The sequence below is a fragment of the Gorillibacterium terrae genome (genome assembly GCF_051594785.1).
Taxonomy (GTDB): Bacteria; Bacillota; Bacilli; order Paenibacillales; family NBRC-103111; genus Gorillibacterium.
In genome coordinates this window covers 502,740-525,503 of the sequence record NZ_JBPPGI010000003.1, presented here as the reverse complement: position 1 = coordinate 525,503, position 22,764 = coordinate 502,740, and the positions used below count along the sequence as shown (strand labels likewise).

Below are 22,764 nucleotides of genomic sequence, written 5' to 3'. Positions count from 1 at the left end.
GCCAGAGTATTGGACACATAAAACGAGTATAGCACAGTTGCATTCATCGAGGCAAGAAGTTATCGAGCGGCATCCGCTTCCCACTGCTGTTTGCGCAGCCAGCCTTCCGGTGTGTGGGTGTAAGAGCCAATCAGCACACCCGGCAGCTCTTCCCGATAGATCTGCAGCAGCTGTTTCATGCCCAGCACCTCGCCCCGGGCAGGCGGGATCAGCGACAGGTAGCTCTCGGGATCGATGTTGAGGTTTCGCATCTGGATCAGCTTGACGCCGGAACGGCGGACCAACTCGATCATCGCCTCCACCTCTTCTTCGCGATCCGTGACGCCGGGGAAGATGAGGTAATTGAGCGAGACGAGCACGCCTTTGTCGGCGGCGTAGCGGATTGACTTCTCGACGTTCTTCAGGCTGTAGCCGCGGGGACGGTAATAGGCTTCGTAATGCTCGTCCAGCGCGCTGATCGTGCTCACCCGCATCAGTTGAAGCCCGGCGTCAACGATGCCGCGGATGTGATCGGTCAGCCCCGCGTTGGTGTTCATGTTGATATAGCCCAGGTCGGTCGTTTCCCGAACCTTGCGGATCGCCTTGATGATCAGCGGCGCCTGGGTCGAGGGCTCGCCCTCGCAGCCCTGGCCGAAGCTGATGATGCTCTCGGGCGTGCGCAGGTGCTCCAGCATGATCTGCGCCACCTCGTCCACCGTGGGACGGAAGGTCAAGCGGGTCTGCGGTGAAGGAAACGCACTGTCCTCCGGCTGCTCGGAAATGCAGCCGAAGCAGCCGGCGTTGCAGGAGAAGGAGACCGGAACGGCCCCCTCCAGCCGCTGCAGGAACGTATTGGAGGCCGTCAGGCATTCATAGCCGAGGGCACAGTGGGACAAATGCTCGTACAGGCGGTTGTCCGGGTACCGCTTCCGGAGCGTGTCCACCCCGGCCTCCAGCTCGTCCGGCTTGCAGGTCAGCGGGTTCCACGGCTCCGGATCGTCGCAAGGCTCCGCGGCGACGTAGAAGCCGCCGTCTTTCCATACGACGGCCGTGTAGCCGAACAGCGGCAGGACGGCATCGCGGTCCGCCTTCACGTAACCCGGCAGCAGCAATCGGGTGAAGCCTTGGGGCAGCAGCGCCCCGACGGCTTGGAAGTCGCCCGGAAGCGGCAGCATATCGCCGCTTCTCGGGTCTATGGCAAGCGGCCGCGTGCCGGGGAGGCTGACCAAGGTCGCCCCTTCCGGCAGCGGAATCAGTTCTTCTTCGAGGATCTCAACGGCTTGATCGGCGCTGCGGGCAAGCGCCCAGTAATCCGGGTGGTCGTAGACGCGGCCATCCCGGTCCGCATAAACCAAATTCATGGCACTCTCCTTATGGGGTGGTTCGGGTGACGGATGTACGGGGCCGGCGGGCCGGCGGCTTCTCGGCCGGAGCCGGCTCCGGCCTTGCTTCGGCGGCTCCGGCAGCGGGCTGCGCCGGAGAAGACGTCGGCTCGGAGGCGGACGATCTGACGGCCGCCGACGTTCTCGCGGCAGCGGAAGCGGAAGCGGTGCGGGTGCGAGGCGCCGCGGTGGATGCCGAGGTCGGAGCCGAAGCGGAGGCGGCTCCGGCGGCGACGCGCTCCCGGGCAGCCGGCTCGGGCGCCGATCGGCGGACCGCGCTCGACGCGGACGCATGCGCCCGGGGAGCGGGAGCCGTCGGAGCCTTGCCCAGCGTGTCCAGGAATTCCTGGTTGGTCTTGGCCTCACCGAGCTTCTTCAGGAACGATTCCGTCACGTCGGCCGAATCGTTCATGGTCTTGCGCAGCATCCAGACCTTATCCAGCTCTTCCTTCGTCAGCAGCATTTCCTCGCGCCGCGTTCCCGAGCGGCGGATGTCGATCGCCGGGAAGATCCGGCGTTCCGCCAGCTTCCGGTCCAGATGCAGCTCCAGGTTGCCGGTTCCCTTGAATTCCTCGTAGATGACATCGTCCATCCGCGAGCCCGTTTCCACGAGGGCGGTCGCGAGAATCGTCAAGCTGCCGCCCTCCTCGATGTTGCGGGCCGCTCCGAAGAACCGCTTCGGCCGGTGGAACGCGCCCGGGTCAATCCCGCCCGACAGGGTTCGTCCGGTGGGCGGAACCACCAGGTTATAGGCGCGGGCCAGGCGGGTGATGCTGTCGAGCAGGATCACGACGTCCTTCTTGTGCTCGACCAGCCGCTGCGCCCGCTCCAGGACGAGCTCGGCGACTTTAATGTGATTTTCCGGCAGCTCGTCGAAGGTGGAGGCGACGACCTCTCCCTTGACTGAGCGCTGCATGTCGGTGACTTCCTCGGGCCGTTCGTCGATGAGCAGCACGAACAGCTCGATCTCCGGATAGTTCGTCGAAATGCTGTTGGCGATTTCCTTCAGCAGCAGGGTCTTGCCCGCTTTGGGAGGAGCGACGATGAGCCCGCGCTGGCCGAGGCCGACCGGACTCAGCAGGTCCATCACCCGGGTAGACAGCCGATTCGGAGTAGTTTCCAGGGTAATCTTGGTCTGGGGGTACAGGGGGGTAAGCGCCGGAAAATGCAGCCGCTCGGCCGCCGTCTCCGGTTTCTCCCCGTTGACCGCCTCGACCTGGAGCAGACCGAAATAACGCTCGTTCTCCTTCGGCGGGCGGCATTTGCCGGAGACAACGTCGCCCGAACGCAGGTCGAATTTGCGAATCTGGGAGGAAGAAATGTAGATATCCTCCGCGCTCGGGAGGTAATTGATCGGACGCAGGAAGCCGAAGCCCTCCGACAGGATTTCCAGCACGCCCTGCATGAACATGAGTCCGCCCTTTTCGGCCTGAGCCCGAAGAATGGCAAAGATCAGTTCCTTCTTCTTCATTTGACCGTAATAAGGGATTTGATGCATCTTCGCCAGCTTGTACAGCTCGGTCAGCTTGAGCTCCTCCAGCTGGGATAATTGCATATCCATTCAACCACCACGCTTGATCCTTGTATTTTGGGGCCGACTCTCCCAACAAAAGAAGGTCGGCTTGCATTAAAAATGGCATTTCTTCTTCAGCTTATCCAATCCGTACCGGGTCCAACCGCGGCTCTACTCGCGCCAAATCTCCGCACCGAGCCCGGCCAGGTTCTCGACCAGCCGGTCATAGCCCCGGTCGATATACTCGACGCCGGTAATCTCGGTAATGCCGGAGGACACGGTTAGCCCCGCCACCACCAGCGCCGCACCCGCCCGAAGATCGGTGGCCTTGACGGCGGCTGCCCGCAGCGGGCCTCCTTCGACGATCGCCGATCGGCCCTCCAATCGGATCTTGGCGCCCATTCGGGCCAGTTCCGGTACATATTTAAACCGGCTGGAGAAAACATAATCGGTGAGGATGCTCGTTCCGTTCGCCCGGGTCAGCAGGCTGCACATGGGAGATTGAATATCCGTGGCGAAGCCGGGGTAGACCAATGCCTTAACGTCCACCGGTTCATAGCTCTCGGCCCCGATAATCCGCAGCGCCTCGTCCTCTTCCTCGATGCGGACGCCCATCTCGATCATTTTCGCGGTCAGGGCCTCCATATGCTTCGGAATGATATTGTCCACCCGAACGTCGCCGCCGGTAGCGGCCGCTGCGATCATGTAGGTGCCCGCCTGAATCCGGTCGGGAATGATGGAGTGCCGGCAGCCGTGCAGGGCATCGACTCCTTCAATGCGGATCGTCTCCGTGCCGACGCCGATAATCCGGGCTCCCATGGAATTGAGCAGGGTAGCGACATCTATAATTTCAGGCTCTTTGGCCGCATTTTCGATGATAGTAACGCCTTTGGCCCGCGCTGCCGCCAGCATGAGGTTGATGGTGGCTCCGACGCTGACGACGTCCATATAGACCTTGGCTCCGCGCAGCTCCTTGGCGCGGATGTGAATGGCTCCGCCCTCCGTGCTGACGCTGGCTCCAAGCGCCTCGAATCCTTTGATATGCTGATCGATAGGCCGCGGTTCGAAGTTGCAGCCCCCGGGCAGGCCCACGACGGCTTCTCCGAACCTTCCGAGCAAGGCGCCCATCAGGTAATAGGAAGCGCGCAGCTTCTTGACGTTTCCGTTCGGCATCGGAACGGAGCGCAGCTGCGACGGATCGATGGTCATCTGATCCCCGCTGCGTTCGACGACGGCACCGAATTCGGTCAAAAGCTCCGAATAGATCGCTACATCGCTCAGCTCCGGCAGGTTGTCGAGGATGACGGTCGATTCCGCCAGGATCGCCGCCGGAATTAGGGCCACCGCGCTGTTCTTGGCTCCGCTGATGGGGACGGTGCCGGTCAGAGGCCTTCCCCCCGCAATCAACAATTTCTCCATACTGCTCCCTTAGCCTCCTGCTTCAAATAAGAAAAATGGATGGCGAAACGGCTGTGCCGCTTCCCGAACGTGCAAGAAGCGGCCCGTTTCACCGAAAACGTAGAAGACGGCTTAAAGCGAAGCGATAAGATTAAGAATTCCGGGTTGTTAAGGAAAAAACATCGGAGGAACCGATGTTTTTTCGTTGATGATGTGCAATTAGGGCCGTTACTTCCCTCGGCCGAGGCGAAAGGGTCAGGCGATTAAGCCTTGCCTACGCTGCCGAACTGGGTCATCTTGGACTTGACGACTTCGACCATGGCGTTGCGGGCCGGGGTCAGGTATTTGCGCGGGTCGTATACCTTCTGGTCCTTGTTCAGCACTTCGCGGATCGCGGCGGTGCCGGCAACCTGGTTCTCGGTGTTGACGTTGATCTTGGCTGCGCCGGATTTGATAGCCTGACGGAGCATTTCGTCCGGTACGCCCGAGCCGCCGTGCAGGACAATCGCTGCCGGGATGGCCTTGGCTACTTCTTCGATGATGTCGAAGTGGATTTTCGGTTCGCCGACATAGACGCCGTGTGCGGTGCCGACGGCGATCGCCAGGGCATCGACTCCGGTTTCTTCGTAGAAGCGGATCGCTTCTTCCGGCTTGGCCAGGTTGGCCTTTTCGGCGTCGACGGAGATGTCGTCTTCGGTGCCGCCGATGGTGCCGAGTTCGCCTTCAACCGATACGCCCATGGCGTGAGCGGCCTTGACGATTTCCTTCGTCAGGCGGATGTTGTCCTCGAAGGAATGGTGGGAACCGTCGAACATAACGGAGCTGAAGCCGGCACGGATACACTTCATGGCCACTTCAAACGAGCTGCCGTGGTCGAGGTGCAGGGCAATCGGAAGACCGGACTGCTTGGCGGCTGCTTCCGCCAGAGCGACCGTGAATTCGATGCCCATATATTTCAGGGCGCCTTCGCTGACACCGAAAATAAACGGCGAGTTAAGTTCCATCCCCGCTTGGGTAATGGCCTGGGCAAATTCAAGGTTGTTCATGTTGAATTGGCCTACGGCGTATTTTCCTGCCTTGGCCTGCGGCAAGAATTCATTCATGGAAACGAGTGGCATGGTTCAATTCCTCCTATGGATGGGGTGCGTATCTTTCGTCGTGCGGAAAAGACCACGCGAGTCCCTCCCGCCGCTCATACCTGCCTATTATAGCACAGCCCATCCGTAATCAAAAGGAACAATCCCCGAACTAGAAGGCCCGAGCGGCAAAAAAACGTCCGGATACGCAAAAAAAGATCCTTTCTCAGGATCTCTTTTGCACCGTTGGAATTCTTCAAGACCGGTTTAGACCGCTTGGGTATTCCGCAAGTAATGGTGGACGGCCTTCCGCATCTCGTCGATGTCGAAGGGCTTGGTGAAATGCATCAGCGCGCCGAGGTCGGTGGCTTCCTTAATCATATCCAGTTCCCCATAGGCGGTCATCATGATGACCTTCATGGTCGGGTCGATTTCCTTAATGTGCTTGAGGATATCGAGTCCGTCCATGCCGGGGATTTTCATATCAAGCAATACGAGGTCGGGCGATTCTTTCTTCACGATCTCCAGAGCCAGCTTTCCGTTTGCGGCCTGAAAGGTTTGATATCCCTCGCTCGAAAAGACCTCGACCAGCAGTACCCGGATTCCATTTTGATCGTCAACGATCAACAGCTTCTTCTTATCCAGTGGGTCCGCCCCCCTTTTTCGTGGAAATTCTTCCTAAAAAAGTACATTCGACGGAACGGGTCGCATTTCCTCCCACCCATAACAAGAGCCTGAATTTTTTTAAACTTTTACCGGACTGAATTTATGCGGCATGCCGCAGGATCAACCGCGGTTGTGCTCGAACGCCGCTTTGACAAACTCGCGGAACAGCGGCTGCGACCGGTTGGGCCGGGAGGTGAATTCCGGATGGAACTGAACCGCCAGGAACCAGGGATGGTCCTTCAGCTCGACAATCTCCACCAAATGGCCATCCGGCGAGGTGCCGGAAATGGTGAGGCCGGCGGCTTCGATCTGCTCGCGGTATTGGTTGTTGAATTCATACCGGTGGCGGTGGCGCTCGTAGATCAGCTCATCCTGGTAGCAGCGCTCGGCGAGCGAGCCGGGGGCGAGCTTGCAGGGATACAGCCCGAGGCGCATCGTGCCGCCCATGTCCTCGATATCCTTCTGCTCGGGCAGCAGGTCGATGACCGGATACGGCGTAGCGGGATTGATCTCGGAGCTGTTGGCATCGGTCAGACCGGCCACGTAGCGGGCGTATTCCACGACCGCCACCTGCATGCCGAGGCAGATGCCGAAGAAAGGAATCCGCTTCTCGCGGGCATACCGGATGGCGATGACCTTGCCTTCGATGCCGCGGTCGCCGAAGCCGCCGGGAACGAGGATGCCCTGGACGCCGCCGAGCAGCTCATCGACATTGTTCTCGAACACTTCCTCGGCGTTCACCCAGCGGACGTTCACCTCGGTGTTGCTGGCAAACCCGGCGTGGCTGAGCGCTTCCACTACGCTGAGGTAGGCATCATGCAGCGATACGTACTTGCCGACGATGGCGATCTCGGTCTTGTGCTCCAGCCGCTTGATCCGGCCGACCATCTCTTCCCACTCGGCCAGCTCCAGGGGCTTAGCGTCCAGCTTCAGGTGGTTGACTACATACTCGTCCAGCATCTGATCGCGGTACATCATCGGCACCTCGTACAGGGTGTCGGCGTCGATTCCCTCGATGACGGCGGCGGGATCGATGTCGCAGAAGAGAGCGATCTTGCGCTTCATGTCTTCGGTAAGCGGCTTCTCGGTCCGGCAGACGATGACGTTCGGCTGAATCCCGATGCTGCGAAGCTCCTTGACGCTGTGCTGGGTCGGCTTGGTCTTGACCTCGCCGGCCGCCTTCAAATAAGGAATCAAGGTAACGTGAATATACATCACATTCTCGCGGCCGATGTCGCTCTTGATCTGGCGGATCGCTTCGAGGAACGGCAGGCTCTCGATGTCGCCCACCGTGCCGCCGATCTCGGTGATGACCACGTCGGCGTTGGTCTCGCGGCCGGCGCGGAAGACGCGCTCCTTGATTTCGTTGGTGATGTGGGGAATGACCTGGACCGTTCCCCCGAGGTATTCGCCGCGGCGTTCCTTGGAGATGACCGAGGAGTACACCTTGCCGGTTGTGACATTGCTGTTCTTGGACAGGTTAATGTCGATAAAGCGTTCATAGTGGCCAAGGTCCAGGTCGGTTTCCGCTCCGTCGTCGGTGACAAAGACTTCCCCGTGCTGGTAAGGGCTCATGGTTCCCGGATCCACGTTCAGATACGGATCGAATTTCTGGATCGTGACCTTAAGCCCCCGGTTCTTCAGCAGACGCCCGAGCGACGCCGCCGTAATCCCCTTGCCAAGCGAAGATACGACTCCACCCGTTACAAAAATATACTTCGTCACAACGTTTAACCCCCTGCATGATGTAAGCCCTACGGCTCCGAAAAAACGAAAAAAGTGACACCCGTAGAAACGGGGCACTTTTTATGGGATCTATGGATTTGCACGTCTTTGTAAAGCCCATGCAATAGTTTACCTTGCGGCCGTCGCCGTGTCAAGAAGGGCAAACCGATCCGCAATCGTTCCGGAACCGGGTCTTTCGCCTGCGCGAAAATCCCCTTATTTCTCGTCGTCTTCGTCTTCCTCCGCCTCGTCTTCGAAGTCCTCTTCTTCCTCTTCGGCGAGTTCTTCTTCCAGCTCTTCGGCTTCTTCCTCTTCTTCGGCTTCCTCCGGGAAGAATTCCTCTTCTTCCTCGTTTACCTCTTCACGGTCTTCGTCGAAGCTGTCGAAATCCTCTTCATCGGCGGTGTAGGTTTCTTCCTCTTCCGGGAAGGAATCCTCTTCGTCGAGGTCGTCGTCATCGTCGTTGATGATGCGCGGACGCTTGCCGCCTACGTTATCCTCGGCCTTGTTGTCGACCGGATACCAGCGCTTGAGGCCCCACAGGTTATTGCCGACGCAGGCGAACCGGCCGTCGACGTTGATCTCGGTATAAAGCTGGGCGATTACTTCGCGGGTCTGCTCATCCGTGAAGCCCTTGTATTTGGCGACCTCCATCATGAGGTCCCGGTAATAGAACGGCGTGTTCGCCGTCTTCAGGATCATAAACGCCAGATCGACCATGGCGGTTTCCTTGGCCTGGTCAGGGGAAAGCTTAAGCGGCGGATAGGCTTGGTTGCTCAAGTGGAACACACTCCTCTTGTCCATTGAAAGTTCCCGGCAGAACGCCTTTCTTCACACCAAAAAAGACTCCTACCCAATGTAATCTATAGTAAACCTTATTTCACCGGAAATTGCAAGGGAAGAGAAATCGGCAGGGGAAAGCGCTGCCGGGCGGGCAATCCCGCTCCCGCCATTCGCCTCCAGACGGATAAAAGGCGGGTTATTCCCCCGCCTTGACTGTACCCTTCCCGGGGAGTCTGCCGGTACAGACCCCAAAGCCAAAGTCGAGGACCCCGGGAATCGATCCCCTTAGTAGGGTATGCGTGCCTAAGCCGGATGGCACACGGGTCTGCATCCATTTCCGCGAAGACGGGCGTTCTTCTCAGTCGAAGCCCTCCGCGCATTCATAGGATATCCAAAACCATGCCGCAAAGGGGAGGATTCCGCAATGGTCACCCGACACCCGGGCACGGCCCGCAGGCTTCACGTCCTCGAGACCCCCGACGATTCGCCCTCTCTGTCCCCGGCAGGCGGGGGAGCGCTGCCTCTGCCGTGGGGAATCCGCGAGATCAAGGCCCCGGCCGTCTGGTCCCATTCGACCGGAGCGAAGGTGCGGATCGCCGTGATCGACACCGGCATCGATTACCGCCATCCCGACCTGCGCGCCGCCGCCGCGGGCGGCATCAACCTCGTCACCCCCGGCCGCTTGCCTTATGACGACAACGGGCACGGTACGCATATCGCCGGCACCATCGCCGCGTCCGCGAGAGCGGGCGGCTTGAACGGCGTCGCCCCCGATGCGCGGATCTATGCGGTCAAGGCCTTCGACCACAACGGCACCGCCTACGTGTCCGATATCGTAGCCGGCATCGAATGGTGCATCCGCAACCAGATGGACATCATCAACATGAGCTTCGGCATGAAAACGCCTCACAAGGCGCTGGAAGAGGCCGTCAAGAACGCCCAGCGCAGCGGCATTGTGGTCGTCGCCTCTTCGGGCAACGAGGGGCGCATCGGCGACATCGATTACCCCGCCCGCTACCGCAGCACGATCGCCGTCGGCGCCACGACGCGGGGCGGCCGGATCGCCCCGTTCAGCAACCGCGGAAGGCAGATCGACATCTACGCGCCGGGAGACAAAGTGATCTCCACCTGGCTTGGAGGCGGCTACCGCGAGCTCAGCGGCACCTCGATGGCCACCTCCCACGTCACCGGCATCATCGCCCTCCTGCTCGCCGAATCGCCAGACTTGACTCCGGCCGCCATCAAGCGGCGGCTTATCCGCAGCACCACGGCGGTCAAGCGGGGCAGCGTCCGCCTCCGGGCCGGGCAAGCGAGCGCGCTGCTCTGTCTGAGGCCGACGGCGCCGCCCGAGCCTGCCGGGCCGAGAAGCGCGGGGACCCGGACTTATTCCGCTTCGTCCAGAAGCCGGATTTCCAAGGCCAGGCGATAATCGCCGGCCGGCTCACCGGCGAGTTGCAGCTCGTAATCCCATTCCACCGTGCCGATCCCTTCATGGAGCCGGACCGAGATGCGGCTCGTGCGCGTGGCAATGGACAGCAATCCCTGGTCGGTCCGGTAATAGCCGGTTCGCAGCTCGCCGACGGCGAAGGCTTGCTCGGATTCCATGTCTCCCTGGCGAACGATGCGAATCTCGTCCGGGCCGATCTTGAGCAGAGTCGAGGTGTTGCCCATGTCCTCCTGCTCCCGGTACCGGTAATATTGATTGCTTCCCTTGACGTAACGGTCGGCCGGATAGGAAAGCCGAATGGTCTCGTCCCCGGTGTCGTTCACCACCGTCAGCAGCACTCGTTGTTTGTTCTCCATGGGCCTCTCCTTCCGATGAGCCTCCGATGCCGGGGGCTTGTCTGTTATATGGGTGACCTTCAAAAAGAAACGGCTGTCCCGGGAGCGCGACCGACGCCGCCGCGGGACAGCCTTTCAAAGCTAGCTTCTCCGGCCGTCCTAGCGGAGATACGTCCTCCGGTTGGGTCCGCCGCTTCCCCGGTACGACGGAGTGCCCGCGCAGCTGATCAGCAGCACGACGGCCGTCGCCAAATGAAGCAGCATGCCGAGAAAGGGAATCCAGGCCAAGCAGGAGGTCACGATCCCGCAGACGCTGCCGAGGCCCCCGGTTCGCTCCTGGTTAGAGACGATCAGGGTGACAATGTGGAAAATCAACATGATTCCCAGGACCGACCAGCCCGAACTGAGCACGATCAGACCGCCCACTATGGGAATTCCCAGGACCAGCTCGATAAGCCCGGTCACGAGCTTCAGGGTTTTTGAAATGGGCATATACCCGCCTCCCGATTCCTCCGAAATCTTCCGGATTTTTCCCCTTCATCATACCATGAAACTTCTTGCCCCACTATAGACCTCCGGCGGGTATCTTCCCCGGCCGCAAGCCGGTCCCGGCGTCCGGTGCGAACGATTCAGCGGAAGAACGCCCGAGAGAATTTTGCGCTTTTCGCCTCTCTCCTGAATAGATGGGCCCAAGCTTTTCCATACTGGTAACAATGCCCACAGGAAGGCTCGGGCGAAAAAGCGGAAGGGAGGCGTAGGGCCATGCGAAGAGGAAAGCGCAAGCCGTTCGGAAATGAATCGGGCTGGTACCGCTGGGCCGTGCGGGTCAAGCGGCTCTTGGCCTTCGCCTTCTCGCTCGGAGCGGTGCTTGCGGCCTGCCTCTTCCTCGCGCTCTTGTACTTGCGCTCCCAGGCGCTTCCGGCCGTCTCCTTCCTTCAAACCTCCATTCTCTACGACGCGAACGGCGTGCCGCTGGATTCGCTGGTGTCGGGGCAGAACCGGCAGCCGGTCGCGCTGTCCGACATCTCGCCTTATCTGGTCAAGGCGACGGTCGACATCGAGGACCGGCGGTTCTTCTCCCATCCCGGCATCGATCCGCGCGGACTCGCCCGGGCCGTCTATACCGATTTGAAGACCATGTCCCGCGAGCAGGGAGCCAGCACCATCACCCAGCAGCTCGCCCGCAACCTCTACCTGAGCCACGACCGGACCTGGGCCCGCAAGGCGAAGGAGGCCGTCTACGCCGTTCAGATGGAGCTGCAGTACGACAAGAAGGAAATTCTCGGCCAATATTTGAATCAGATCTATTTCGGCCATTCCACCTACGGCGTCCAGGCGGCCGCGCGGATGTTCTTCGGCAAGGACGCCAAGGACCTGACTCTGGCGGAGGCCGCGCTCATGGCGGGCGTCCCCAAGGGGCCGCGCTACTACTCGCCTTATCTCAACATGGACAACGCCAAGAGCCGGCAAAAGCTGGTGCTCGCCGCGATGAAGGACGCCGGCGATATCACGGCGGCGGAAGCGGACGAAGCCTACCGCGAGCCGCTCGCCATCGTGCCCTTGGCCGAGGACCGTCAAGCCTCGGTCGCGCCGTATTTCCGCGACTATGTCCGCCGGGTAGTCGAGGACAAGCTGAAGATCAGCGAGCCGCTGTACGATTCCGGCGGCTTGCGGGTCTACACGACACTGGACCGGGCGGCCCAGGAAGCGGCGGAGACGGCAGTCGCCCGGCAGGTGGGGACGACCGGCGAGCTGCAGGCGGCGCTCGTCTCGCTCGACCCGCGCACCGGCTACATCAAGGCGATGGTCGGCGGCAAGAATTACGGCGAGAATCAATACAATCGGGTATTCACCGGCACTCGCCAGCCGGGGTCCTCCTTCAAGCCGGTGGTCTACCTGACGGCGCTTGCGAACGGCTTCTCGCCGCTGACCACCTACATGGACGAACCGACCGACTTCCCTTACGACGACGGCAAGCAGGTCTATCATCCGAACAATTATGACAGCCAGTATACGTACCAGCCGCTCGACATGCGGCAGGCGATCGCCAAGTCGAACAACATCTTCGCCGTCCACACGCTCGTGGACCTCGGTGCGGACAAGGTCATCGAGACGGCCCGCCGCATGGGCATCACGAGCCGGCTCGAGCCCCTGCCGTCGCTCGCGCTCGGCACCTTCCCGGTCAGCCCGTTCGAGATGGCCGCCGCCTTCGGCGCCATCGCCAACGGCGGCTTGCGGCTTGAACCGACCGCGATCCTGCGCATCGAGGACAGCGCCGGACGGGTGCTCTACCGCGCCGAGCCGCAGGAAACCCGGGTCGCCTCCGCCTCCCAGGCTTATGTGCTCACCAGCCTGATGGAAAGCGTCTTCGACGAAGGCGGCACCGGCTACCGGGTGTCCGATCTGATGAAGCGGCCGGCGGCCGGCAAGACCGGCACCACCAACGCCGACGCCTGGATGGTCGGCTTCACGCCGGAGCTGGCCACCGCCGTCTGGATCGGCTACGACAAGGGCCGGACGATCACCTCGGCGGAATCGCATAAGGCGGCCCCGATCTTCGCCGAATATACCGAGAAGGCGCTCGCCGCCGTGCCGCCGAAGCAGTTCGCCGTCCCGGACGGCGTGGTCAGCGTCTATGTCGATTCCAAGACCGGCAAGCTGGCCAACCAGGGCTGCGCCGATTCCCGGCTCGAGGTGTTCGTCAGCGGGACGGAACCGACCGAGTATTGCAGCGCGGCCCCGGGGCTGCCCGCCCCCTCCCCCTCACCGGGCAAGAGCTCCTGGTGGAGCGATTTCAAGCGCTGGTGGAACGATTGAGCATTTTTCCGCCGACACCGGCCTCGGCACGGCAACCCGCTCAACGAGCAAGACCCGGGAAATTCTCGGCTTCCGCCGCGAACCCCGGGTCTTTTTTTGGCGTATCCGCCCGCGGTTAAGCTCGGGCGATGGCCCGCCGTACGCTCAGTCGGCGAGCGCTTGCTTCACGTCCTCGCCGGTGCGCTCCCACCACTGCGGATTCGTGTCGACGAGCGTCCGCTTCAGGGCGGCCTTCTCCTCCCCGTTCAGGTTCTCGACGAGAACCTGCCGCTTCATGGCCCGGTCCATCCGGTTGACATGCTCCGCGAGCACCTTCCAGCCGCGGCGCGCTTCCGGGTCGACCGCCATCTCGCAGGCGGCAAGCCCCGCATAGCGGCCGCCGTCCTCGTCCCGGTCCACCGCCACCCAGACGATGAAGCAGCGGCGTCCGTTCGGCACCTCGCCGCGGTCCGCCACGAATTTGATGCCTTTCTCGACCCGGCTCTTGGCGTGGAGCGCCCCGTTGTCGACGTACGCCTCGCCGCCGTCGACGATCACGGCCGACACGTTGCTCAGATCGATCGAGCCCGCTCCGAAGCCTTTATGGGCGGCTTTGCCGCTCACGATATTGAGGGCCAGCTTTTTATTTGCATTCTGCTCGCTCATGCCATCTCTCCGTTCTAATCCAACCTGAGAATCATTCTCTATTGTAACGGAACCGTCCCGCCCTTTTCCACTCCGACTCCCTCCGTCGGTCCCTTCTCCCCTCTTCTCCGGCCCCATCTCCGGTCTCTTCCGCGCCGAGCGCCGAACTTTCCGCTTGCGAGAAATATTCCCCGCCCCGTCCACATATACATCCGGTATATGGCTGTCCGACGACTCGGGAGGGAAGAAACGAATGAAGCTCCGAATACCGAAACCGCCGCTTGGCAGGTGGCTGTCCGTTGCGCTTGTCCTGGCGCTTGCCGCGGCGCTCGTCTCCGCCTGGCCCCGCGGGGCCGAACCGCATTCCGCCGCCATTCAGGGAACGGCCGCCCGCATCGAACCGGCTCCGCTCGACGCAGGGCCCGCCTCCCCGCCGGTCTATACCGCGCTCAGCCGGCGCCTTGTCGAATACCACATCTCCGTGTCGCTTGAGCCGGAGAAGAAGGAGCTGCACGGCAACCAGACCCTCACCTGGGAGAACCCCGGGAAGAAGCCGGTCCGGGAGGTTTACCTTCACCTGTACCCGAACGCCTTCGAATCGGACAACTCCACCTTCAACAAGGAATCCGGAGGCAAGCTCCGCGAGGACGTGAAGAAGGCCGGAGGAACGGGGGGCATGACGCTTCTGTCCATCCAGACGGAGCAGGGCGACGACCTGTCCCGTCTCACCGAGTACGTTCGGCCGGACGACGGCAACGCAGGCGACCGGACTCTCCTCAAGGTGAGATTGCTGGAGCCGGTTCCGGCGGGCGGCAAGATCACGCTGCGGATGGAGTACAAGGTCAAGCTGCCCGAGGTCTACGCCCGAATGGGTTATTCCGGAGACTTCTATATGGCGGGACAATGGTTTCCCAAGGTGGCGGTGTACGAGCCCGCTGGCACCCGCGGCCGCACCGAGGAAGGGTGGAACCTGCACCAATACCACGGCAATTCGGAATTTTACGCCGACTTCGGCATTTATGACGTCAAGATCCGCGTGCCGGCCGGCTATACCGTCGCCGCCACCGGCTTCCCCACCCGGCCGGCCGCGGAGGACAAATCCGCCAAAACCTACCGTTTCTATGCCGACGACGTCCATGATTTCGCCTGGGCCGCCTCCCCCCGATTCGTCTATCAGGAAGAGAAGTTTTCCGCCCCCGGCGTTCCGGGCGTCAAGATCAAGCTGTACCTCGATCCGGCTCACAAGAACCTGAAGGCCCGCTATTTTCAAGCCGCCAAGAAGGCGCTCACCCGCTACAGCGAGTGGTACGGCGAATACCCGTACTCCACCCTCTCGATCGTCGTGCCGCCGGCGGGCGGCAACGGGGCGGGCGGCATGGAATACCCGACCCTGATCACCGCCTGGGGCGCGGATTCGGCCGACCCCGGGCTCAGCCTGGAGCGGGTCGTCGTTCATGAGGTCGGCCACCAATGGTGGTACGGCATGGTGGCGTCGAACGAATTCGAAGAAGCCTGGCTGGACGAGGGCTTTACCTCCTATGCCGAAGACAAGGTCATGGAGCGGGATTACGGCGAACAGCCGAACCTGGCGGCCGAAGCGACGTACGTGACCGGACCGGAGTCTCTCAGGCAGGCATCCTGGGACTACGGCTCCCATGACGGCTATTCGGACAACGTCTATATCCGCGGCAAGCTGGTTCTCACCGCCATTGAACGGCAGGCCGGCCAGGAAGCGATGAAGAAGGTGATGCGAACGTACTTCGACCGGTTCCGGTTCAAGCATCCCTCCACCGCCGATTTCCAGGCGGTCGTCGAGAGCGTAACGAAGAAGGACTGGTCCGATTTCTTCGAGGCGTACGTCTACGGCAAGCAGATGTCCGATTTCGCCGTGGAGTCCATTCGGGTGCGCGAGCTGAAGCCGGATTCTTCCGCCGGTTCCTTCGAGAGCGCCGTTCTGATCCGCAAGCTGGGCGGCCCCTGGCTCTCCGTTCCCGTGCGCATCCACTTCCGTGACGGCACGAGCCGCGACCTGGTCTGGAATGCCGAGGCCAGTGAGACGGAATACAAGCTGACGGCCGCTTCCCCCGTCGACTGGGTGCTGATCGATCCCGACCGCACGCTCGCTTTGGAGTCGCGGGTGATCAACAACTACCTGAAGGCGGAAGTCAACGCCAAACAGGGGCTCCGGTTCACCGTGAGCCTGCAAACATTAATCGAGGCCCTGATATCCGGGGTCGCCTGGTGAGGTGAGAGCCATGTTCCGACTGCTGAAAAAAGCCTGGTCCGACGCCTGGAGCCAGCCGTTTCTCCTGGTGGCGCTGTTTCTCTACCGGTTCGCCTGGGCGTTCGCCCTCTTCCGCATCGTCAAAAGCCACGTCCTTCCGGTGCTCGCCCGCTATCCCGATGCGGGCGGTCCCGCCGGTCAGTCGCAGCTCTTTGTCCTGGAAGCGCAGTTCCGCCTCGGCAAAACCGACCTGGCCGAAGATTACCTCTACGGCCTGCTGCTCCTTCTCGCCATCCGCATGCTGCTTACGCCGCTGCTCAACGCCGGCGTCTTCTACTCGCTGGTCCACACCCGGCTCAACACCGGCTACCGCTTTTTTAAAGGCATCAAGTCCATGGGGCCGGCCTTCTTCCTCTACTATGTTGCCCAGATGGCGCTCACCCTGGTTCCCCTCATCTGGCTGCTGCCGAAGGTCCACACGCTCGGCGAGCTGAACGCCGTTCTCTCCGATCCCAAAGCCTATCTGCTCTATGCGCTGGCTTACGCCGCCTACGGATATGCCGTTCATCTCCTGTTCCTGCATTTGCAGTTTGGCAAAACCGAAAACCGGCCGTTGCCCGAAACGCTCCTGCGCGCTTTCGCCTCGCTGCTTCCGGCGGCGGGTGCGGCGCTGGTGCTGCTGCTGCTCTCCGGACTGCTGTCCGCGGGCGTGCTGACGGTTACGCTCTGGGATGCCGGACTGTGGACCTTCCTTCTCTATCAGGCCTTTTCCTTCGTCCGCACCTTCCTGTCGCTCTGGGGACTCACCGCCCAGCACGGCGTGTTCCTCGGGCGTGCGGAGAGGGGCTGAGGCCCCTGAAAGCCAAGCTCTGTAAAATAAAAGCGAGACGCCGGAATCCCTTGCGGCGCCTCGCTTTTTTTGCGGGTTATCCCGAATTTTTACCCGTTGGGCAAAACCATGAAACATTTTTTTCGAAAAATAATAATATAGTTGGGAGGAAACAGGCGATTTAAGGCGAATAGATTTTTCTATTGATTTAATCCGGAGCGTCTGGCTGGGTTAAATCGGGAATAAGCCGAATTTCCGTCAAGGAAAACGGGGGAACCGTCTTGGGTGAATTGATCTTGCTTCAGAAGGATCATAGGGAACCTTCAACCGAACCCTTAGCTAACCTCGTAGGCATTGGAAGGGGAAGTTGTCTTGAAGAAGGCTGTTTTGGCATTGCTCGGTTTCGTGTTGTCGCTTGGTCTCTTGTCCGGAAACGCTTTCGCCGATGATTCCGCAAGCAAGCTGGAAGCAAAGGTCAACAAGCTGATCGGGATTGACTACGATTACGGCGGGACCACCACCAAAGGGTTCGATTGTTCCGGTTTCACGCAGTATGTCTTCAAAGCCTTCGATATCTCTCTGGACCGCAGCTCCAGGGACCAGGCGGGGCAAGGCAAAGCCGTGGACAAGGACGACCTGCGCGCCGGCGACCTGGTGTTCTTCAACACCTCCGGAAACGGAATCTCCCATGTCGGCATTTACCTCGGAGACGGAGTATTCGTTCATGCGTCCACCAACAACGGTGTGATCAAGAACAAGCTGAACGAATCGTACTATGCCAAGAGGTATGTCACCGCGCGTCGGATTCTGACGAATGACCAGTACCAGGACATCGCCAGATAAACGAATTCGAAGGCCGCGCTTCAGAGAGCTCCGGGAAAACGGGATGCCCCCCGTTCTCCCGGAGTTTTTCTCTTTACCCGGCCGCCTGCGGGCAGAGCCCGCCGTCCGGGACGGTCTCCGCCGAAGCGGACTCTCCTCCGGACCCGGCGAACTGCAGTGCATAGAGCCGGGCGTACAGCCCGCCCTGGGCGATCAGGGCCTCGTGCGTCCCGCTTTCGGCGATGCTTCCCCGGTCCAGCACGACGATTCGCGAGGCTCCGCGAACCGTCGACAGCCGGTGCGCGATGACCAGCGTCGAGCGGCCGCGCATGAGCGGCAGGAGCGATTCCTGCACCCACTCCTCGGATTCGTTGTCGAGCGCCGAGGTGGCTTCGTCCAGAATGAGCAGCGGCGCTTGCCGCAGGAAGGCGCGGGCGATAGCGAGCCGCTGCCGCTGGCCGCCGGATAGGTTCGAGCCGCTCTCGCTGAGCGGCGTCTCGTAGCCCTCCGGCAGCCGTTCGATGAACGCATCGGCGCCGGCCAGCCGGGCCGCCTCGCGGATGTCTTCGTCGGAGGCTTGCTCCGAGCCGAAGGCGATGTTGTCCCGCACGCTTCCCGTGAACAGATACGGGGATTGGGGCACATACGTCAGCTTGGAGCGAGCCTCCTCCCGCCGGGTCGCGAGCGGAATGCCCGCGACCTCCACCGTGCCGGCATCCGGTTCGTACAGACCGCAGGCGAGCCGGGCCAGCGTCGTCTTGCCGGAGCCGCTCGGTCCCACGACCGCGACGGTCTCCCCGGCGGCCACCGTGAGGTCGAGGCCCCGGAACAGCGGCTCGCCGTCCGCTCCCGGATGGCAGAGCTGCACCCCGCGGAGCGACAGGGCGGGCGGCGCCTCGTTCGGCTCCGGCTCCGGCCGACCCTCCCGCCCGAAGCCGGGGCCTGCCGCCGGGTTCATCCCCGGTTCCATCGGCATCTCCAGCACGCCGAAGACCCGATCAGTGGCCCCGAGCGATTCCTGGACGCTGCCCCAGGTGCGGGACATGTTGACGAAGGGCCACTGCACCCGCCCCATCAGCAGGATGAACGCGAGGAGTCCTCCGGCGGAGGCCTCTCCGCGGATGGCATACCAAGCCATCATGCCGCCGCAGCCGAGCATCACCGAGCCGTTCACCAGGGTGGAGGACTGCCAGAGCAGGCCGTTCATCACGGCGCGCCGCCGCAGCATGACGTTCAGCCGGTTCCGCTCCTGCACGTAGCGGTCGACCAGGGCGTCTTCCATGCCGAACACCCGAACCACCTGCACCCCCTGCAGGATTTCTTGAAGCAATCCCCGAACCTCGGCTTCCTTGCGCAGAATCTCCTGGGCCAGCTTGCGCAGGCGGCCGTCGAAGAATCGGCCGCAGAAGAAGACGAGCGGGCCGGCGAGGAGCGCCACCAGCGCCAGCCAGAAGTTCAGTCGGACGAGATAGACGAACGCCACCAGACACAGCAGCAGGTTGTAGCCCAAATCGAACAGGACGCTGCCGACCAGATTCACGGCGAGTCCGGTGTCCTTGCTGTTGCGGGACACGAGATCGCCGGAGTGCATCCGCTGGATGACTCCGAAGGGAAGCTTCCCGGTTTTGGCATAGAGCTCCCCGGCCAGCGCTCCCGTCATTCGGGTCGCCGCCAGGTTGCGGGCGTAATACTGAGCCATGAAGCCGGCGGTAAGCACCAGGCTGCCGATTCCGCAATACAGCGTCAACTGCCGCAGCGCAGCCATATTGGAGCCGTTGATCGTATCGATGAACCGCTCCTGAATAACGGCTACTCCCACGTCGAAGACCAGATTGCCCGTTAGCAACACAAGCGCAATGCCCAGCAGCAGCTTGCTGCCGCCGGCGTACCGGAGCAGCCGGCGGGCCGCCGCCAGCACCCCTCCCGCCGGCGATCCTGCCCGGCGCTCCTTCCCTGCGGCTGTCGCATCGGACAACCCCGCCGGTTCCGTTACCGCTTCTGCCGTCATTTCCCTACCGCCTCCGTTTCCCTGGCCCCCGAAGCCACGTCATTCCTCAATCCCCGCTCATAGAGCGCCCGATAACGGCCGTTCAAGGCGATCAGCTCCTCGTGGGTTCCCGCTTCCAGCATCCGGCCCTCTTCGATATAGCAGATTCGGTCGGCGTCGCGGATGGTCGACAGACGATGCGCGATCACGACCGTCATCCGGCCTTTCATCAGCCGGGCCAGCGCCGACTGGACCACCTCTTCGCTCTCGCTGTCGAGCGCCGAGGTCGGCTCGTCGAGCAGCAGAAGCCGCGGGTTGCGCACAAACGCGCGGGCGATGGACAGCCTTTGCCGCTCGCCCCCGGAGAGGGTCAGCCCGCGTTCGCCGATGGGCGTGTCGTATTGCTGAGGCGTCCGCATAATGAAGTCGTGGATCGCCGCCTGACGGGCCGCTTCCTCCACTTCCTCGCGGGTTGCCCCCGGCCGCCCCCAGGCGATATTGTCGTACAGCGTCCCGGAGAACAGGTACGGCTCCTGCGGCACGTAAGCCAGCGTCTGCCGCCATTCCTTGGCAGAGATGGACGCAAGCGGCCGGTCCCCCAGCCAGATTTCACCCTCGTCCGGCTCATACGCCCGGAGCAGCAGCTTCATCAGCGTGCTCTTGCCGCCGCCGCTCGGGCCGGCAAAGGCCGTCAGCTTCCCCTCCTCGATGAGGAGCGACACTTGATCGAGCGCCAGCCGGTCGGCCTGATAACGGAAGGAGACCCGCTCCAGCCTCAAGTCGCCTCCCGCCGTTGCCGCGGCCTGGTCCCGGTCCGCCGCTCCGTCTTCCTTCGCTGGGGACGGTTTGGCTGCGGAGCGGGCGGCATCCTCTTCTTCCAGATCGAGCAGCTCAAACATGCGGTTCGCCTGCCCGAGCGACCCCTGAAGCTCCGTCCAGAGGTTCGAAAGCTTCGAGAGCGGATTGGATATCTGCTCGAAGGAAACCAGGAAGGCCGCGAGCGCGCCGACGTCGAGCCGACCCTTGATGACGAGATAGCCTCCGAAGCCGAGCACATACAGAAGACCGACCACGATAACGACGATCGGCATCCGGTACCCCACCGCCTCCAGCTTTAGCACCCGCGCCTGCACCGCTAGGAACGCGTCAAACTTGGCGCGGAACCGCTGCTGCATCCGGTCGAACAGCCCGAAGCTCTTGACCAGCTCCGCCCCTTGAACCGAGTCCTGAACGAAGGCCTGCTGGGCGGCCGCCGCCTTGCCGCGGTCCTCGTACAGCCCTCTCAGCCTGCGGGAGAACGGCAGCATGACGAGCGGGGTGAACAGCGAGATCACCACCGAGCCGAGCGTGAGCGACCAGTCCATCGAGACGAGATACACCAGCACGAAGACGATCTGCAGCAGATTGACCAACAGATCGATCGCCTTGACGTTCAAGCCCTTCTGCGCCTCCGCCGCCGAATCGTTGATCCGGCTGATCAGATCGGCGGAGTGATACCCCTCCAAATCCCGGGTTCGCACCCGCAGCGTTTTGCGCAGTACCTGCGCCTGGAGCTTGGCTGTGGAATCGTATTCCAGACGGGCGGCCAGGTAGGTTCGAACGAAGTTCCCCCCCACATCCAGCACGATCGCCGAGATGCCGATGACGAACGCTCCTCCGAGCAGCGCCGCGCTGTGGCTGGTGGCCGCATTCACGATGCGCCGCAGGGCTTCCGCCAACACGACGGCGGACAGCGAGGTGCAGGCGGCGAACACCCCGAGGATGATGTAAAAGCCCAGATAAGGCCGGCTGAGCCGGAGCATCCGGTTAAGCGTTCCTGCACCGGTTTTTGCGGGCGGCGCGGAATTGGGGACTGCCATGCCGATTCCTCCTTCTTCATCGCACTTGCGGTTGACGGTTCAGACCGGCCGCAAGGTTATTCGTCCAGCAGCACCCGTTCCGCCGTTTGCAGCAGCTCCCTCATCTTGTCCTTGCGCAGGTGATAGTAGAGCCGGTGATCGGCCCGCTGCACTTCGATCAGATCCAAGAAGAACAGGAAGTTGGCATGGTAGGAGACCGCCGCGGAGGTGATGCCGAGGATCTCCGCGATTTCCATGCCGTAATGGGGCCGTTGCAGCAGGAGCGATACGAATTCCAGCCGCCGCTTGTCGGACAAGGCCTTGAAGAACAGTTCCGCCTTCTCCATGGACGCCTTGGTCCCGTAGACCTCCTCATTCCGCAGGCCAAACAGGAGCCAAGCGGTTTCGCAGCCGAAGCTGAGGAAATGGTTGCCGATCTGTTCGCAGAAGCTGACGTGAACCGCGGTCGCCGGTTCCTGCGCGTAAAAGTCGGGGCTCATCTTCTGATAACCCCGGATAAACTTGGCCGGATTGTCCTCGAACTGCTTCCGGAAACGCTCTACGCCGACCTCGGACCAAGTCCGGAAGCGGTCCTTCCAGGGATGAAAGGCCTCCCAATAGAACTGCTCCAGCAGGAGCAGCAGCCGCTGCTTGGCTTCCCGGGGATGAGCCAGGCATTCAAGCAGCGGTTCCCGGGCAGACGCCACGACCTCTTCCGGAGCGAGGCGGCTAACCCGAACCGTCAGATAGGCCAGATCTCCCGATTTGGCGGTCCAATCCGCCCCCTCCACCAGCTCGCTTAAGCGATCGGAATAAACGCCCATCACCATGGCGGAGACGAGCCGTTCCGCCTCCTCCTCCGCCAACGCTTCCAGCAGGTCGAGGGCGGACTCGATCTCCGGCTTGCGCGCCAAAAACTCATATCCGCACAGATCGAGGGACTTATGGAAAAAATCATGGCCGAAAAAGAAGCTTAATTCGCGCTGCGTATGCGGCGACAAACGTTCACGGGCAAAAGCAAAAAATTCAATCTGCAGCGAATCGAGCTGAAGCTTGTAATCCTCCGCCACCTTCCGCATGGTATCCTCGCAGGCCAGCATCCCCATGGCAATGAGCAACTCCAGGGCTTCATGGTACCGGAAGGTAATCTTCTCTTTCAGCATAGCGTTTAAATCCATCGTTGCCTCTCCCTTTGTTGCATTCGTTTAATATTAATAATTATTTATATAACTTTTAATGAATCCTTTATGTTAAAATAACCCACCGCCAGCCTTCTGTCAATGGGTTACTCCCCTCTATTTCCTCTATTTCCTCTATTC

At 61.6% G+C, this 22,764-nt stretch carries 18 protein-coding genes and 1 riboswitch; of the genes, 5 read left to right on the top strand and 13 right to left on the bottom strand.

Annotated features, from left to right (window positions below):
- Window positions 1-59: 59 nt before the first annotated feature.
- The 7 genes from ACSEXS_RS14915 to rpoE form a co-directional block, all read right to left on the bottom strand.
- Window positions 60-1,340 (bottom strand): radical SAM family protein, encoded by a 1,281-nt coding sequence (locus ACSEXS_RS14915; protein ID WP_438434027.1) that lies wholly within the window; start codon window positions 1,338-1,340, stop codon window positions 60-62.
- Between the two features lie 10 nt (window positions 1,341-1,350).
- The gene (rho, locus tag ACSEXS_RS14910; protein ID WP_438434026.1) at window positions 1,351-2,922 is read right to left on the bottom strand and encodes a transcription termination factor Rho; all 1,572 of its coding nucleotides are present in this window, start codon (window positions 2,920-2,922) and stop codon (window positions 1,351-1,353) included.
- Between the two features lie 123 nt (window positions 2,923-3,045).
- On the bottom strand, window positions 3,046-4,293 hold the full coding sequence (gene murA / locus ACSEXS_RS14905; protein ID WP_438434025.1) for a UDP-N-acetylglucosamine 1-carboxyvinyltransferase: 1,248 nt from the start codon (window positions 4,291-4,293) through the stop codon (window positions 3,046-3,048).
- Between the two features lie 242 nt (window positions 4,294-4,535).
- Window positions 4,536-5,390 (bottom strand): class II fructose-1,6-bisphosphate aldolase, encoded by an 855-nt coding sequence (gene fba, locus ACSEXS_RS14900; RefSeq protein ID WP_438434024.1) that lies wholly within the window; start codon window positions 5,388-5,390, stop codon window positions 4,536-4,538.
- A 225-nt stretch (window positions 5,391-5,615) separates the two neighbouring features.
- The gene (locus tag ACSEXS_RS14895) at window positions 5,616-5,993 is read right to left on the bottom strand and encodes a response regulator (RefSeq protein WP_438434052.1); all 378 of its coding nucleotides are present in this window, start codon (window positions 5,991-5,993) and stop codon (window positions 5,616-5,618) included.
- A gap of 141 nt (window positions 5,994-6,134) precedes the next feature.
- Window positions 6,135-7,739: a CTP synthase gene (pyrG, locus tag ACSEXS_RS14890; protein ID WP_438434023.1), complete on the bottom strand. Its 1,605-nt coding sequence runs from the start codon at window positions 7,737-7,739 to the stop codon at window positions 6,135-6,137.
- A 216-nt stretch (window positions 7,740-7,955) separates the two neighbouring features.
- A complete protein-coding gene (gene rpoE / locus ACSEXS_RS14885) occupies window positions 7,956-8,459 on the bottom strand; it encodes a DNA-directed RNA polymerase subunit delta (RefSeq protein WP_438434051.1) in 504 nt (167 codons plus the stop codon).
- 487 nt (window positions 8,460-8,946) lie between these two features.
- Between rpoE and ACSEXS_RS14880 the strand changes: the two genes are divergently transcribed.
- Complete coding sequence (locus ACSEXS_RS14880) at window positions 8,947-9,951, top strand: S8 family peptidase (RefSeq protein ID WP_438434022.1); 1,005 nt, start codon at window positions 8,947-8,949, stop codon at window positions 9,949-9,951.
- Here ACSEXS_RS14880 and ACSEXS_RS14875 read toward each other — a convergent pair.
- A complete protein-coding gene (locus tag ACSEXS_RS14875) occupies window positions 9,906-10,325 on the bottom strand; it encodes a YwiB family protein (protein ID WP_438434021.1) in 420 nt (139 codons plus the stop codon). The two genes, ACSEXS_RS14880 and ACSEXS_RS14875, sit on opposite strands and share 46 nt — an antisense overlap.
- A gap of 138 nt (window positions 10,326-10,463) precedes the next feature.
- Window positions 10,464-10,796 carry a hypothetical protein gene (locus tag ACSEXS_RS14870; protein WP_438434020.1) on the bottom strand — a complete coding sequence of 111 codons (333 nt, stop codon included), beginning with the start codon at window positions 10,794-10,796 and terminating at the stop codon, window positions 10,464-10,466.
- A 270-nt stretch (window positions 10,797-11,066) separates the two neighbouring features.
- Here ACSEXS_RS14870 and ACSEXS_RS14865 point away from each other — a divergent pair, with 270 nt between their 5' ends.
- On the top strand, window positions 11,067-13,121 hold the full coding sequence (locus ACSEXS_RS14865) for a transglycosylase domain-containing protein (protein ID WP_438434019.1): 2,055 nt from the start codon (window positions 11,067-11,069) through the stop codon (window positions 13,119-13,121).
- Between the two features lie 144 nt (window positions 13,122-13,265).
- On the opposite strand, the gene ACSEXS_RS14860 is transcribed toward ACSEXS_RS14865, so the two are convergent.
- Window positions 13,266-13,766 (bottom strand): YwhD family protein, encoded by a 501-nt coding sequence (locus tag ACSEXS_RS14860; protein WP_438434018.1) that lies wholly within the window; start codon window positions 13,764-13,766, stop codon window positions 13,266-13,268.
- Window positions 13,767-13,998: 232 nt separating this feature from the next.
- Here ACSEXS_RS14860 and ACSEXS_RS14855 point away from each other — a divergent pair, with 232 nt between their 5' ends.
- From ACSEXS_RS14855 to ACSEXS_RS14845, 3 genes are all read left to right on the top strand, one after another.
- Complete coding sequence (locus ACSEXS_RS14855; RefSeq protein ID WP_438434017.1) at window positions 13,999-15,990, top strand: M1 family metallopeptidase; 1,992 nt, start codon at window positions 13,999-14,001, stop codon at window positions 15,988-15,990.
- 10 nt (window positions 15,991-16,000) lie between these two features.
- Window positions 16,001-16,819, top strand: coding sequence for a hypothetical protein (locus ACSEXS_RS14850; protein WP_438434016.1), 819 nt, complete (start codon window positions 16,001-16,003; stop codon window positions 16,817-16,819).
- Between the two features lie 214 nt (window positions 16,820-17,033).
- Window positions 17,034-17,167: riboswitch (cyclic di-AMP (ydaO/yuaA leader) on the top strand.
- A gap of 3 nt (window positions 17,168-17,170) precedes the next feature.
- Entirely contained in the window at window positions 17,171-17,641 is a 471-nt protein-coding gene (locus ACSEXS_RS14845) for a C40 family peptidase (protein WP_438434015.1), read from the top strand.
- Between the two features lie 73 nt (window positions 17,642-17,714).
- On the opposite strand, the gene ACSEXS_RS14840 is transcribed toward ACSEXS_RS14845, so the two are convergent.
- Genes ACSEXS_RS14840 through ACSEXS_RS14830 form a run of 3 tightly spaced genes read right to left on the bottom strand, consistent with a single transcriptional unit; the run spans window position 17,715 to window position 22,623 of the window.
- Window positions 17,715-19,628: an ABC transporter ATP-binding protein gene (locus ACSEXS_RS14840; RefSeq protein ID WP_438434014.1), complete on the bottom strand. Its 1,914-nt coding sequence runs from the start codon at window positions 19,626-19,628 to the stop codon at window positions 17,715-17,717.
- Window positions 19,625-21,466, bottom strand: coding sequence for an ABC transporter ATP-binding protein (locus ACSEXS_RS14835; RefSeq protein ID WP_438434013.1), 1,842 nt, complete (start codon window positions 21,464-21,466; stop codon window positions 19,625-19,627). The genes ACSEXS_RS14840 and ACSEXS_RS14835 overlap by 4 nt, the downstream gene beginning before the upstream one ends.
- Before the next feature lie 56 nt (window positions 21,467-21,522).
- Window positions 21,523-22,623, bottom strand: coding sequence for an ArsR/SmtB family transcription factor (locus ACSEXS_RS14830; protein ID WP_438434012.1), 1,101 nt, complete (start codon window positions 22,621-22,623; stop codon window positions 21,523-21,525).
- Between the last annotated feature and the right edge of the window lie 141 nt (window positions 22,624-22,764).